This is a genomic window from Nocardia coubleae NBRC 108252, from assembly GCF_001612805.1.
GTDB classification, from domain to species: domain Bacteria; phylum Actinomycetota; class Actinomycetes; order Mycobacteriales; family Mycobacteriaceae; genus Nocardia; species Nocardia coubleae.
The window spans coordinates 39,432-53,831 of the sequence record NZ_BDBD01000008.1 but is presented as its reverse complement, the minus strand read 5'-3'; the positions used below and the strand labels follow the sequence as shown (position 1 = coordinate 53,831).

Sequence of the window (14,400 nt, the reverse complement as noted above, 5' to 3'; positions counted from 1 at the left end):
TCCTCGCGAAGCGAATACGACGGCCGGTGTCGGCGCGTCGCCGCCTCTGGACTGACCGAAGGGTGCGACGAAGGAGTGCCCGTAGGGAGGGAAGAGGCGGCGTTTAGCGCCGACACCCGCGGCGCCAGCCGCCAAAATCACAGGAGCGCGACGATGTTCGACAAGCGCCGCCCGCTCGGGCTGAGTAGCAGTCCCGACTACGCGCTGGTCGGTTTGTTGCGCATCCCGGTCGAGCAGATCAGTCCCTGGACCTCGCTCACCCGCCGCGTCCTTTTCGCGATCCTGCTGCTGTTCACCGCCGCGGGCGTGGTGTATCTGGGCCGCCACGGCTACCGCGACAACTCCGGTGACGAGTTGTCGTTCCTCGATGCGATGTATTACGCCACGGTGTCGCTGTCGACCACCGGGTACGGCGATATCGCCCCGATCACCCCGTCGGCGCGGCTGGTGAACATCATCGTCATCACACCCCTGCGTGTCCTGTTCCTGATCGTGCTGGTCGGCACCACTCTCAGCGTGCTCACCGAGCGGTCCCGGCAGGCGTTCAAGATTCAGCGATGGAGGCACACCGTGCGCAATCACACCGTTGTCGTCGGTTACGGCACCAAGGGACGCACCGCGATCGATGCCATGCTCGGCGACGGTGTGCAGGCGTCCGACATCGTCGTCGTCGATACCGATCCGATCGCGCTGGAGGCGGCGGCGGGTGCGGGTCTGGTCACCGTGCACGGTTCGGCGACCAAGTCCGATGTGTTGCGCCTGACGGGCGTGCAGCGGGCGTCGTCGGTGATCGTGGCGACCAACCGCGACGACACCGCGGTGCTGGTCACCCTCACCGCCCGCGAACTGAACAAGACCGCCAAGATCTGTGTCGCCATCCGCGAGGCCGAGAACACCCACCTCGTGCGCCAGTCCGGCGCCGACTCGGTGGTGGTGTCGTCGGAGACGGCGGGCCGGTTGCTGGGGATCGCCACCACCACCCCGACGGTCGTGGAGATGATGGAGGACCTGCTCACCCCCGAAGAGGGTTTCGCGGTGGCCGAGCGTGAGGTGGAGCCGAGCGAGGTCGGTGGGTCGCCGCGTCATCTATCCGACATCGTGCTCGGCGTGGTGCGCGACGGTCAGCTGATCCGCGTCGGCGAGCCCGAGGTCGACGCGCTCGACGCGGGCGACAAGCTGCTCTACATCCGCAACGGCGGCAAATAGCGGCAGCGGCTAGGCTCGGCGATGTGTCGTTCCGGCTGAAAAACGTTCCGCTGCTGTCGCGTTCCACCATCGATCGGGCCGAGCACGTGCGGGTCGATCCCGCCGCGCTGCGCGAGGGGTGGGGGAAGGCCCGGGTGCTGCGGGTGGATCCGCGCGGGCGGGTGCGGGTGGACGGCGGCACCATCGTTCTCGACGCGGCCACCGCGTTCGGTGATTTTCCCGAGGACCGGGCGGTGTTCCTGGGGGTCGCCGAGGGTGCGCACCTGTGGGCGGTGCGTGAGCCGGAACTCGAGGGCACGCTCAAAGATCTGCGCACACTCGGCGCGGTCGACGACTTCACCGCCGAACTGCTCTCCACGGCCTACGCCCTGCTCAACTGGCACGACCACGCCGGTTTCCACGGCGGTGACGGGACCTCGACCACCCTCGCGCGCGGCGGCTGGTCCCGGCTGACCGGCACCGGCGTCGAGGAATTTCCCCGCATCGACCCCGCCGTGATCGTCCTGGTCCACGACGGCGCCGACCGCGTACTGCTCGCCCGCCAGCACAGCTGGCCGCCCGCGATGTTCTCGCTGCTCGCCGGCTTCGTCGAAGCGGGTGAATCGCTGGAACGGTGCGTGGAACGCGAGGTCCGCGAGGAGGTCGGTGTCGACCTGCGCGAGATCCACTACCTGGGCAGCCAGCCGTGGCCGTTCCCGCGATCGCTGATGGTCGGTTTCGCCGCCGTCGGCGATCCCGCACAGGAACTGGCCTTCTCCGACGGTGAGATCGAAGAAGCCCACTGGTTCACCCGCGACGAGGTCCGTGCCGCGCTGAATCTCGGCGACTGGTCGACCCGCGACACGAACGCCCGTCTCTTGGTCCCCGGCTCCATCTCGATAGCCCGAACCATCATCGAATCCTGGGCTGAGTTGTAGGAAGCGTCAGGACTGCGCGGCTAGGGCCTGTTTCACCTGGGCGAGCGTCGGGTTTGTCGCCGTGGAACCGTCGCGGTACTTCACTGTCGGGACGACGTGGTTGCCGTTGTTGACGCTGCCGACGAAATCGGCCGAGGCGGGGTCCTCTTCGATGTCGATCACCGTGTAGGTGATGCCCGCCTCGTCGAGCTGGGTCTTGAGGCGGCGGCAGTAGCCGCACCAGGTGGTGGAGTACATCGTCAGGTCAGGGGTTGTTTCGCTCACGCGATGTGCAACGTCTCGACCGGCCCTGGTGTTCCGGCCGGGTTCTTGTCGGCGGGCGCTGTCATGATGGTGGCCGTGTCAGCACTCGATCTCGCCGCCCTCGACCCGGAACAGGCCGCCGCGGTGCGGGCACCGAGGGGACCGGTGTGTGTGCTCGCGGGGGCGGGTACCGGCAAGACCAGGACCATCACCCACCGCATCGCACACCTGATCGCGGGCGGTCACGTGAAGGCCGACCAGGTCCTGGCGGTGACGTTCACCGCGCGCGCCGCGGGCGAGATGCGCGGCAGGCTGCGGGCGATGGGCCTCGGCGGTGACGCCGGGCAGGTGCAGGCACGCACCTTCCACGCGGCGGCGCTGCGGCAGCTGCGGTACTTCTGGCCGCAGGTCGTGGGCGATGTGCCGTGGCGGTTGCTCGACAGCAAGTTCCCCGTGGTCGCGCAGGCGGCCAACCGGGCGGGACTGGGCAGCTCGACCGAACTGATCCGCGACCTGCTCAGCGAGATCGAGTGGGCCAAGGCCTCGCTGATCGCCCCGGAGGACTATCCGGCGGCCGCCGCGAAATACCACCGCGACGCCCCCGTCGAGGTCACCCGGGTGGCCCAGGTCTACGCCGGGTACGAGTCGGCGAAGACCTCGGCCGACGGCCTGCTGCTCGACTTCGACGACCTGCTGCTGCACACCGCCGCCGCGCTGGAGGACTACCCGGCCGTCGCCGACGAATTCCGCGGCCGGTACCGCAGTTTCGTCGTCGACGAGTACCAGGACGTCACGCCGCTGCAGCAGCGGGTGCTCGACGCCTGGCTCGGCGAGCGCGACGACCTCACCGTCGTCGGTGACGCCAACCAGACCATCTACTCCTTCACCGGCGCCACCCCCAACTACCTGCTCGACTTCTCCCGCCGCTTCCCCGACGCGACCGTCATCCGGCTCGAACGCGACTATCGCTCCACCCCGCAGGTGGTGTCGCTGGCCAACCGCGTGATCGGGGCCGCGCGCGGCCGCATCGCGGGCACGCGGCTGGCGCTAGTCGGGCAGCGACCCGACGGCCCGGAACCCGAATTCGCCGAGTACCCCGACGTGCCCGCCGAGGCCGCGGCCGTCGCGGGCAAGATCAAGAAGCTGATCGCCGCGGGCACACCGGCAGCCGAGATCGCGGTGCTCTACCGGATCAACGCCCAGTCCGAACCGTTCGAACAGGCGCTCAACGAGCGCGGTATCCCCTTCCAGGTGCGCGGCGGCGAAGGGTTCTTCCAGCGCCAAGAGGTGCGCCAGGCCGTACAGAAGCTGCGCCAGGCCGATACCCGCGACGACCTGCCCGACGAGGCGCGCAGCGGCGGCGGACTCATCACGCTTGTTCGCGCCGAGCTGGCCTCGGTCGGGCTCACCGCGGAGGAACCCGCCGGCGCCCAGGCCAAGGAACGCTGGTCGGCGCTGCTCGCGCTGGTGCAGCTCACCGAGGAACTCGTGGGCCACGACCCGGAGATCGACCTCACCGGTCTGCTTCGCGAGCTCGCCACCCGCGCCGAGGCCAAACACCCGCCGACCGTCGAAGGCGTCACGCTGGCGTCGCTGCATGCCGCCAAGGGCCTGGAATGGGACGCGGTGTTCCTCGTCGGCGTCAGCGACGGCACGCTCCCGATCCAGCACGTGCTCGGCGACGACGGCAGCCCGGCCGACCAGGCGGGCCTGGAAGAGGAACGCCGGCTGCTCTACGTGGGCGTCACTCGCGCGCGCGAGCACCTCACCGTCTCGTGGTCGTTGGCCCGCGCCGAGGGCGGCCGACGGGTGCGCAGGCGTTCCCGGTTCCTCAACGGTCTCGTCCCCGACGACTCGCCCGCCTCGCGCATCGCCGCGACGGCGACGGGCCCCAAGGACGCCGACGGCAAACGCCCACTGTGCCGGGTCTGCGCGAAACCGCTGATCGGCACCTACGCCTCGATGCTCGGCCGCTGCAGGCGCTGCCCGGCCGAACTCGACGCCGAATTGCTCGCGGCCCTGCAGGAGTGGCGCGCGGAGAAGGCGGAGGTCCTGCGCGTGCGCGACTTCGTGGTGTTCACCGACACCACCCTCACCGCCATCGCCGAACAGCTCCCCGCCGACGACAAGGGGCTGGCGGCGATCGCGGGCATCGGCCCGAAGAAGATCGAGCAGTACGGCGCCGACGTACTCGCGATCGTCGCGTCGCGGATGCGGGCAAAGACACAAAACCCCAGGTAGAAAATAGGTTGTCCGCTTATCGATCTTTGCCTATGGTGGACAGCACGCACCGAGAGCGATCTCGGCGCGTGGAAACTATCAGCACACGAGTTCAGGAGGGAGGCAGTCAGATGAACAGCAACACCGCATTCGTCGCGATGGGCAATCGCGACCTGGTGAACGAATTCATGGTGTCCGCCTCCCGGGGGGTCCTCGCTCTGCAGGGGACCGGTCTGTCCGGCGTCGATACCAAAGCTGTCCCGATGACTGTCATGCATCAGCACAGCCCTGTTCGTCTCCAGGACAAGCCCATTGTGGGTTGGCAGCCGACCGCCGTTCCGGCATCGGCAGACACGTTCGCCGATGAGGCCGGATACGCACCGGCGATCTTCGGCGGCGCAACCCGCCTCCGCGTCCACCCAGCGACCGTGCTCAGGTCTCGACACAGATGTCGAACTAGGTAGGAATTCCTCCCTAGACCTCCTGGCCACGGATCGCGAGAAGCGAAATCCGTGGCCATTGTTTTCGGCTCCTCAGCCGCAGGCTCCGGGTTCGCACACCGAACACCACGACCGCTGCAACGAGCTGAAGGAGAACGACGTGTTCACCGCCCAGGACTGGCCGACGGCCACTACTGACGTGACATGCCGAACCGTGGCGCAGACCCCTCGCGTCCGTGAGGTCACCACCAAGACCCTGCCCTGCCGGGCCGGAAACCCCGATCTGTGGTTCGCCGAGAGCCCCACCGATCTCGAGCAGGCCAAGCAGCTGTGCGCCTCCTGCCCGATCCGTAAGGGCTGCCTGACGGCGGCCATCGACCGCGGCGAGCCGTGGGGTGTCTGGGGCGGTGAGATCTTCGACCAGGGTGTCGTGATCGCCCGCAAGCGCCCGCGCGGTCGCCCGCGCAAGGTCGCGATCTCGGCATGAACCCCGGAAAAGGGTTGTACCGCAAGCGAACCGCTCACCGTGCGTCGGTGGGCGGTTCGTTTGTTCTGTGCGGCTAAGAGGCTTGCTCGGCGGGGAAGCCGGGCACCCAGGTGCGGACCAGCCGCATGAAACCCAGTTCCGCGTCGAGCTGGGCGAGGATGCCGACGGAGCCGCCGAGCACCCGGAAGACCATCACATATTCCGCCGGAAGTTGCAGCGCCCGAGCGGTTTTCATCTCCGGACTGGAGAATTCCGACGCCTTGCCCGCGACCCGCTGCATCCAGGCCCTGGTGAAATGGAAGGTGTCGGTGCGGATGGGGTCGCTGAACGGGCGCAGGTAGGCCTCGATCTCCTCGTGCGTCACCTTGCGACCCGGAATCACCCAACCGTGCTCGTAGAGCAGCCGGGTGAGGGCCTCGTGGTCCTCGGCGACCGCAAGCGCCAGCATCTCGCCGAGAATGCGGGGGAAGCCGTCGGGCATCGGCGCGCAGGCACCGAAGTCGAGGACCGCCAGCTTGCCGTCGGGCCGCACGAGGAAGTTACCCGGATGGGGGTCGCCGTGCAGCAGGCCGGCCAGCTCGGGGGAGGAGAAGTGGAAGGTGCCCATCAGCTCGGCGATCCGATTGCGTTGCGCGCGGGTGCCTTCCGGGTCCTCGGCGCCCGCCTTGATCAGGGCCGAGACCGGTGTGCCGTCCAGCCATTCGGTGACGATCACCTTCGGCGCACCCGCCACGACCTTGGGGACAACGATGTGCGGGTGCCCGTCGAAGGCGGCGGCGAAGCGGCGCTGGTTGGCCGCCTCGATGCGATAGTCGAGCTCTTCCTCGGTGCGCTCGGTGATCTCGGCGAGCAGCGGCTTCACGTCCGCGCCGGGGATCACCGACGCCAGTAGACCCGACATCCGCGACAGTGTCTTCAGGTCGGCGCGCAGCGCCTCGTCGGCACCGGGGTACTGCACCTTCACCGCCACCGCGCGCCCGTCCGACCACACCGCCCGGTGCACCTGACCGATGCTGGCCGACGCGGCGGGGGTGTCGTCGAAGGACTGGAAACGATCACGCCACTTGGTGCCGAGCTGCTGGTCCAGGACCCGGTGCACCGTTTCGATCGGCATCGGCGGTGCGGCGGCCTGCAACTTGGTGAGGGCCTCGCGATAGTGCTCGCCGAATTCCTCCGGCACGGCGGCTTCCATCACACTCAGGGCCTGGCCGAACTTCATCGCGCCGCCCTTGAGTTCACCGAGCACGGCGAACAACTGCTCGGCGGCCTTCTGGTTCAATCCGGCGTTGATCTGCTGCTTGTCACCCCCGACGAGCTTCTTGCCGAACCCGACGGCGGCTCGCCCCGCGATGCCGAGCGGAATTTTGGCCAACTTGGCATTGCGGCTGGAGCTGCGGCGCACGATCTCGGACACGCTACCCATCATGGCCGAACCTGCGGCCGCTGTGCCATGGGAATGCTCACACCGGCGATCATCGGGCCACCTCCGCACGATGACCGGCCAGTGTCCGGCAGCCGCATTCCGGGTGCGGTGGCCACGGTCTGCGGTGCAGTTCGTGCGAATCGAGGTCGAGTTCCATGGTGGCGTCCAGGGTCGCGGGTCGTCGTCGCGGTGAGCATTCGACGATGGCTTCCAGCTCGCCGAGCGCCAGTGCGGTGGTCGCCGCCACCCCGGCGGGGGAGGCGTGGCCGGTGCGGCCGAGCAGTTGCGCCGCCAGGTGCGGCCAGTCGTGGTCGAGGCCCGCACGGGTGAGGTCGGCACACCGCAGGCAGCTGGTCTGACCGGGTAGGACGAGGGGACCGACGACGCCGATACCGTCGCGCACCCGCACCTGCAGGTGCGGCACCCGGCGCAACACCAAGTCGACCGACAGGCGCGGGTCGATCATCAGCGCGTCGGTGAGTACCACCAGATCGCAACCGGGGACACCGACCACCACCTCGGGGCGGAACGTGCGCGATCGCGAGGGCCGGAAACCCATGCGGCGCAACCCGATCGTCACCGCGTCGGACAGCGGGCCGAGCCCGTGCACGGTGATCGACCGGATCTTGGCCTGTTTGCGCTCGGGTTGCAGCAGCAGCCCCGCTCGGTCGATCGCGGTGAGCAACGCGACGGTGCGCTCGGGGGAGATACCGAATTCTCCGGCGCGCCAGATGATCTGCGGCCGCGACTGCAGACCGTCGAGCAGCCGGAGGAAGGCGAGCACCGTGCCGGTGTCGAGCTCGGTGGTCTCGAGGACGAGCGCGCGTTCGGGGTCCCAGCCCAGTTGCACCGTGCCCGAGGGCCGGACCAGGGTGGTCACCCTCGGGTGCAGCATCGGGCCGCGCAGTGGTGTTGTGGTCGTCATGCCAGAAGTATCGGCGTCGCCTCACCTGCGACCAGGGCCCGAAAGCCCAGTTATCCACAGGTTTTGGGCGTGTCGTCTCGACGATCTCACCTTGTGAACAGCCGATGTTCCGCCCGTCGTCACGGCGATTCGAGACGGCGCCACGCCGAAAAGCCGTGTCGCGCAACCGCCGACGGAAAGTTGTTCACCGCCGGTGGTCGCGCACCGTCACGAGTGGTCGGAGTCCGGGTCGTCGCCGGTGTCGTCGGACTTCTTCTCGTTCTGCTGCGCCTGGTCGCGCTCGCGGGCCTCGGTCTCGGCGAGCTGAGCCAGCGGATCGTCGAAAGCGCCTGTGCCGCCGCCGATCACGGAGTCGATGAACCCGGCGGGGGAGTCGAGATCGGTGGAATCGGGCAGCAGGTCGGGGTGTGCCCACACGCCGTCGCGACGCTCCATGCCCGCGTCGTCGGTGAGCCTGCGCCACAGCGCCGAGGCCTCACGCACCTTGCGCGGGCGCAGCTCGAGACCGACCAGCGTCGCGAAGGTCTGCTCGGCGGGCCCACCGGTCGCCCGGCGGCGACGCAGCGTCTCCGACAGCGCCGTCGCACCGGGCAACCGCTCGCCGACCGCGTCGGCGACCACTACGTCGACCCAGCCCTCGATCAGCGCCAGCAGCGTCTCAAGCCGTTCCAGCGCGGCCTTCTGCTCGGGCGTGGTCTGCGGTTCGAAGGTGCCCTGCGAGAGCAGTTCCTCCAGCTTGGACGGGTCGCTGAGCATCATCGGATCGATGTTCTGGGCGGCGTCCTCCAGCGCGGAGAAGTCCATCTTGATGCCGCGCGCGTACGCCTCGACCGCCCCGAGCACCTGCTGACGCAGCCACGGCACATGCGCGAACAGCCGCTGGTGCGCGGCCTCACGCGCGGCGAGGAACACCATGATCTCGCTCTCGGGCTGCTCGAGTCCCTCGCTGAACGAGGCGATCGCGCTCGGCAGCAGCGCGGCGGTTCCGGCCGGTCCGAGGGGCAGACCGATATCGGTGGAGGTAAGCACCTCCTTGGCCAGCTGACCGAGCGCCTGGCCCAGCTGCGAGCCGAACGCGAGCCCGCCCATCTGACCGAGCATGCCGACCATCGGACCGGCGAACTGCTTGGCCTCCTCGGGCAACTGCGCGGTCCACATGCCCGAGATCTGCTCGGCCACCGGGTCGCACAGGCGCTTCCAGGTGGGCAGCGTCTCCTCGATCCAGTCGTTGGCCGTCCACGCCACGGTCTTGCTCGCACCCGCCGGAAGGACGGTCGAACCGTCGAGCCACAGCTCGGCCAGGTGCGCCGCGTCGGCGACGGCGGAGGAGGTCTTCGCGGCGATCGGTGCGACGGTGGCACCGAGCTGCTGACGCGCCAGCCGCTTGGCCACGTCGTAGTTCACCGGGCCGGACTGGGCGCCACCCGGGCCGCCACCCTGGCTCATGCCGCTGATCATCTGGCCGAGCTGGGTCAGCATCTGACCAAGCTGCGACGGGTCGAAGCCGCCCGTGCCGCCCGCCCCGAAACCGAACGGATCCGATCCGCCGGGTCCGTTCGCCTCGTCGCGACGCTTACCGGACTCGTCGTCGTCGCGGTTCGAGAAGCCGAAGGGGTGATCGCTCATGCCTCTTACGTTACGCGGGACCTGCCGGTCCACGGTGTTCGCGCATCGCGAAATCCTCGGCAGGGCCGACGGCGCAAAAGCGTGGCACTGCCGTCACCCGGCGAAGGTGATCACTACTGTGGTCGGAGTGAATCGTCGGATCCTCACCCTGATCGTGGCCCTGGTACCCGTCCTCGTGCTCGGCGTGGTCGGCAGTGTGGTCACCGTCCCGTTCGTCGCACTCGGCCCCGGCCCGACCTTCGACACCCTCGGCCAGGTCGACGGTAAGCAGGTGGTCGACGTCACGGGCGCACCCCTCGATCCGACCACCGGTCAGCTCAATATGACGACCGTTTCGGTGCGCGACGAACTGAACCTGTTCGAAGCGTTCGGCTTCTGGGTGAGCGGTGAACACGGCCTCGTCCCGCGCGCCGAGGTGTACCCGCCCGGCGTGTCGCGCGAAGAGGTGGACAAGTCCAATCAGCAGGACTTCAAGGACTCCGAGAGCAATGCCGAGGTCGCCGCGCTGCACCACCTGAAGCTGCCGACGGTGGTCCTGGTGCGCGGTGTCGTCGAGGACGGCCCGGCCAAGGACATCCTCGCCGCCGACGATCAGATCATCAGCATCGACGGCAAGCCGATCACCGCGCCCCAGGAAGTGATCGACCTGGTCGGCACCAAGGGACCCGGCGACGTCATCACCGTCGTCTACCGGCGCGGCGACGTCGAGCAGACCACCCCGATCACCCTCGCCGCCCGCCCCGACGACAGCAACAAGGGCTACCTGGGCATCGGCCTCGGCGAGGGCGGGCGCCCGCCGCTGAAGGTGGAATTCAACCTCGCCGATATCGGCGGTCCTTCGGCCGGGCTCATGTTCAGCCTGGCCCTGATCGACAAGCTCTCACCCGGCGAACTCAACGGCGGCAAGTTCGTCGCGGGCACCGGAACCATCGATCAGGACGGCAAGGTCGGCCCGATCGGCGGCATCCAGTACAAGATGATCGCCGCGCGTGAGGCGGGCGCCGAAACCTTCCTCGTGCCCGCCGCCAACTGCAACGAGGCAGCTCAGCGCATCCCGGAGGGGCTGCGACTGGTGAAGGTCGACACCCTCGACACCGCGATCACCGCCCTGTCCGACATCGAAGCGGGCCGCGAACCGATCAGCTGCAGTTGACATAGCGGCTGGCGCCGCAGTTGATCACTCGAGAGTGTGGTGCAGGGCCTCGACGAGGCCCGGGGCCAGGTTCGGGTAGGTGCGCAGGTCGAGGTCGCCGAAGCCGTCGTCGTCCTCGGGGCGGATCTGCAGCAGGCACAGCGACGCGCCCTGGCGCAACACGCCCGCGATGAGGCGGGCATCGCGGCGGCCCGGGTGGGCGTGGGCGGCGGCGCGCCCGGCCGCGTCGGCGGCTTCGTCGTCGGCGAGCAGCGGAACGAGCGCCTCGTCCAGATCGCTCTCCGCGTCCGGCGGCAGCACCACGATCTCCTGGACGAGCACGCAACCCTCGACCGCGGGCGGCCAGGTGGTGGTGGCCAGGAATTCGTCGAGCGCCATCGAACCGCCGGTGATGTCGTCGGGGAAGGCTTCCTGGGCCACGGGTGTCAGTTCGCTGCCGTCGTCGAGCTGATCCTGCAGGTCCGGTTCGGCCGCGGCCAGGTCGGCGGTCGGCACCAACGCGAACATCTGCGGCGGATTGCCCCAGCCCTCGGCGTCGGCGAACTCGACGACCTCGCGCACACAGCGGGCGAGGAGAACTTCGGCGTGCTCGTCATCGGTCACCCGACCATCCAATCATTTTCGGCCCTGCCGCTTGCACGGTGTCCGATTTCCGTAGAGTGGGCGCCAACGATCCCGAACAGGATCACCCGCAACATCGGACTGCGGTGTCCGCGCCCGGAATCGGTCGCGGAACCGCCGGAGCATGGAGAGTGGCACCGTGGGCATGCGGCCCCCCACCGGCTTACCTTCGTTGTCCCGACGCAGCCGTGTGCTGCTGGTGACGGCTGTCGTCCTCGCGGCGCTGCTGCTGCTCGGGCCCCGCCTCACCGACGCCTATACCAACTGGTTGTGGTTCGGCGAGGTCGGCTATCGCAGTGTGTATCTGGGCGTGTTGCGCACCAGATTCATCTTGTTCGTCGTGATCGGCCTGTTCGTCGGGCTCGTGGTGTGGGCGGCGCTGCTGCTCGCCTACCGTTCGCGTCCGGTGTTCGTGCCGGTCGCCGGGCCCAACGATCCGATCGCGCGCTACCGCACCACCGTGATGGCGCGGCTGCGCTGGTTCGGCATCGGCATCCCGGTGCTGCTCGGCCTGCTGTCGGGCCTGGTGGCGCAGTCGAATTGGGCAACGGTGCAGCTGTTCCTGCACGGGGGCGACTTCGGTCAGCAGGACCCGCAGTTCCATCTCGACATCGGGTTCTACACCTTCGACCTGCCGTTCTACCGGATGGTGCTGAACTGGCTGTTCGTCGCGGTTGTCATCGCGTTCTTCGCGAACCTGGTGACCCACTACGTGTTCGGCGGGCTGCGCCTGGCCGGACGCGAGGGCGCGCTCACCCGTGCCGCACGGGTGCAGCTGGCCGTGATCGCCGGCATCTTCGTGCTGCTCAAGGCCGTGGCGTACTGGTTCGACCGGTACGACCTGCTGTCGAGCACACGCAAGGAACCCACCTTCAGCGGTCCGTCGTTCACCGACATCAACGCGGTGCTGCCTGCCAAGCTGATCCTGCTGTCCATCGCGGTGATCTGCGCGATCGCGTTCTTCGCGGGCATCGTGCTGCGCGATCTGCGGGTGCCCGCGATGGCGGCGGCGCTGCTGGTGCTCTCCTCGATCCTCGTCGGGGCGGTGTGGCCGATGGTCGTTGAGCAGTTCTCGGTGCGACCCAATGCCGCCGAGAAGGAAAGCCAGTACATCGAGCGCAATATCCAGGCCACGCGCGAGGCGTACGGCATCACCGACGACAAGGTAGAGTACCGCGACTACCAGGGTGTGAGCACCAAGAGCCCGCTCGAAGTCCCCGCCGACGCGGCGACCATCGGCAATGCCAGGCTGCTCGACCCGAACATCCTCTCGCCCACGTTCACCCAGCTGCAGCAGCGCAAGAACTTCTACGGCTTCCCGGAGTCGCTCGACATCGACCGCTACAACGTCAACGGCGAGCTGCAGGACTACATCGTCGCCGCGCGCGAGCTGCACCCGGCGGCACTGTCGGGTAACCAGAAGGACTGGATCAACCAGCACACCGTCTACACCCACGGCAACGGTTTCGTCGCCGCGCCCGCCAACCGGGTGAACAAGCCGCAGTCCGACGCGCAGAGCGCATCGGGTGGCAGTGATTCGGGGTACCCGCTGTTCACGGTGAGCGACCTGTTCACCGAGAAGGACAAGCAGGTGATCAAGGTCGACCAGCCGCGCATCTACTTCGGCGAGCTGATCTCCCAGACCGACCCCGACTACGCCATCGTCGGTAGCGCCGAGGGCGAGGCGCCGCGCGAATACGATTCCGACACCGCGCAATTCACCTACGACGGCAGCGGCGGCGTGCCGGTGGGCAACTGGTTCAACCGGTTGGCCTTCGCCGCCAAGTACGCCGAGCGCAACATCCTGTTCTCCTCGGCGATCAGCGACGACTCCAAGATCCTGTTCAACCGGTCGCCGCGCGACCGGGTGCAGAAGGTGGCGCCGTGGTTGACCACCGACGGCAACGCCTACCCGGCGGTCGTCGGCGAGCGCATCGTGTGGATCGTCGATGCCTACACCACCCTCGACAAGTACCCCTACGCGCAGTCGACCTCGCTCGACGGCGCCGTCGAGGACAGCATCGACAAGAAGACCGGCCGGGCCATCCCGCGCAAGGAGGTCAGCTACATCCGCAACTCGGTGAAGGCGACCGTCGACGCCTACGACGGCACCGTCACCCTGTACGAGACCGACACCAACGACCCGGTGCTCAACGCCTGGCAGGGTGTCTTCCCGGATGCGGTGAAGCCCGAGAGCGAGATCTCGGCGGAACTGCGCGCCCACTTCCGCTACCCGGAAGACCTGTTCAAGGTGCAGCGCGAGATGCTCACCAAGTACCACGTGGACAACCCGCGCGAGTTCTTCACCAACAACGCCTTCTGGTCGGTGCCCAGCGATCCGACGATCGAGGGCGGCACCTTCAACCAGCCGCCGTACTACGTGCTGCTCGGTGACCCGAAGACCAACAAGCCGGTGTTCAACCTGACGTCCTCGATGGTCGGCTACAACCGCGAGTACCTGTCGGCCTACATCTCGGTGCGCTCGGACCCGGAGGGCTACGGCAAGTTCACGGTGCTGCAGCTGCCCGGCGAGACGCAGACGCAGGGTCCGCAGCAGACGCAGAACTCGATGACCACCGCCGACGCGGTGTCGCGGGAGAAGACGCTGCTGTCGAACTCGAACAAGATCCGCTACGGCAATCTGCTCACCCTGCCGGTGGCCGACGGCGGCATCCTGTACGTGGAACCGTTCTACAACGAACGCAACACGGGTTCGTCGACGTTCCCGCAGCTGTTGCGCGTGCTGGTGAGCTACCGCGACTCCGGTGGCGGCGTGAAGGTGGGTTACGCGGCCACCCTGGCCGACGCGCTCAATCAGGTGATCCCGGGCGCCGGTTCGCTGGCGACACCGTTCGGCGGCGACCCGTCGGTGAAGCCGAAACCGGGGGCGACCCCGCCGGTCGACCAGGGCTCGACTCCGCCCGCCGGTGGCGTCGTTCCGCCGCCGCCCGCGACGGGCACCCCGTCGACGCCGACTCAGGAAGCCGCCGCGGCCGAGCTGAGCCGCAAGATCGAGGCGGTGCGCACCGCGATGCGCACGGGCAACTTCGCCGATTTCGGTAAGGCGCTCGAGGAACTGGACAAGGCCGTGCAGGCCTACCAGGACGCGGGCGGCCGGTAACGGTCCGCGACACAAGAA

General features: G+C 68.3%; 12 protein-coding genes. 7 read left to right on the top strand and 5 right to left on the bottom strand.

Going from position 1 to position 14,400, the window contains the following annotated elements; genetic code table 11:
• The first annotated feature begins 153 nt into the window (after positions 1-153).
• Both NCO8_RS06610 and nudC read left to right on the top strand, forming a co-directional pair.
• Positions 154-1,206, top strand: a complete 1,053-nt coding sequence (locus NCO8_RS06610; protein ID WP_067491584.1) for a potassium channel family protein — start codon at positions 154-156, stop codon at positions 1,204-1,206.
• A gap of 23 nt (positions 1,207-1,229) precedes the next feature.
• Positions 1,230-2,123, top strand: a complete 894-nt coding sequence (gene nudC / locus NCO8_RS06605; protein WP_067637298.1) for an NAD(+) diphosphatase — start codon at positions 1,230-1,232, stop codon at positions 2,121-2,123.
• A gap of 6 nt (positions 2,124-2,129) precedes the next feature.
• Here the strand turns inward: nudC and NCO8_RS06600 are convergent, their stop codons facing one another.
• The gene (locus tag NCO8_RS06600; RefSeq protein WP_067637296.1) at positions 2,130-2,360 is read right to left on the bottom strand and encodes a mycoredoxin; all 231 of its coding nucleotides are present in this window, start codon (positions 2,358-2,360) and stop codon (positions 2,130-2,132) included.
• Positions 2,361-2,450: 90 nt separating this feature from the next.
• Here NCO8_RS06600 and NCO8_RS06595 point away from each other — a divergent pair, with 90 nt between their 5' ends.
• From NCO8_RS06595 to NCO8_RS06585, 3 genes are all read left to right on the top strand, one after another.
• A complete protein-coding gene (locus NCO8_RS06595) occupies positions 2,451-4,607 on the top strand; it encodes an ATP-dependent DNA helicase UvrD2 (RefSeq protein ID WP_067637525.1) in 2,157 nt (718 codons plus the stop codon).
• Positions 4,608-4,717: 110 nt separating this feature from the next.
• Complete coding sequence (locus NCO8_RS06590; RefSeq protein ID WP_133733820.1) at positions 4,718-5,050, top strand: hypothetical protein; 333 nt, start codon at positions 4,718-4,720, stop codon at positions 5,048-5,050.
• A gap of 136 nt (positions 5,051-5,186) precedes the next feature.
• Positions 5,187-5,513, top strand: a complete 327-nt coding sequence (locus NCO8_RS06585) for a WhiB family transcriptional regulator (RefSeq protein ID WP_281201970.1) — start codon at positions 5,187-5,189, stop codon at positions 5,511-5,513.
• Between the two features lie 73 nt (positions 5,514-5,586).
• On the opposite strand, the gene NCO8_RS06580 is transcribed toward NCO8_RS06585, so the two are convergent.
• The 3 genes from NCO8_RS06580 to NCO8_RS06570 form a co-directional block, all read right to left on the bottom strand.
• Positions 5,587-6,936: an ABC1 kinase family protein gene (locus NCO8_RS06580; RefSeq protein WP_376739939.1), complete on the bottom strand. Its 1,350-nt coding sequence runs from the start codon at positions 6,934-6,936 to the stop codon at positions 5,587-5,589.
• Positions 6,937-6,985: 49 nt separating this feature from the next.
• Positions 6,986-7,861, bottom strand: a complete 876-nt coding sequence (locus NCO8_RS06575; protein ID WP_067637290.1) for a TOMM precursor leader peptide-binding protein — start codon at positions 7,859-7,861, stop codon at positions 6,986-6,988.
• A gap of 207 nt (positions 7,862-8,068) precedes the next feature.
• Complete coding sequence (locus NCO8_RS06570) at positions 8,069-9,487, bottom strand: zinc-dependent metalloprotease (protein WP_067637288.1); 1,419 nt, start codon at positions 9,485-9,487, stop codon at positions 8,069-8,071.
• A 127-nt stretch (positions 9,488-9,614) separates the two neighbouring features.
• Here NCO8_RS06570 and NCO8_RS06565 point away from each other — a divergent pair, with 127 nt between their 5' ends.
• Complete coding sequence (locus tag NCO8_RS06565) at positions 9,615-10,640, top strand: YlbL family protein (protein WP_067637521.1); 1,026 nt, start codon at positions 9,615-9,617, stop codon at positions 10,638-10,640.
• 24 nt (positions 10,641-10,664) lie between these two features.
• On the opposite strand, the gene NCO8_RS06560 is transcribed toward NCO8_RS06565, so the two are convergent.
• A complete protein-coding gene (locus NCO8_RS06560; protein WP_067491592.1) occupies positions 10,665-11,243 on the bottom strand; it encodes a PPA1309 family protein in 579 nt (192 codons plus the stop codon).
• A 157-nt stretch (positions 11,244-11,400) separates the two neighbouring features.
• On the opposite strand from NCO8_RS06560, the gene NCO8_RS06555 reads away from it, so the two are divergent.
• On the top strand, positions 11,401-14,382 hold the full coding sequence (locus NCO8_RS06555; RefSeq protein ID WP_067637519.1) for a UPF0182 family protein: 2,982 nt from the start codon (positions 11,401-11,403) through the stop codon (positions 14,380-14,382).
• Positions 14,383-14,400 lie beyond the last annotated feature (18 nt).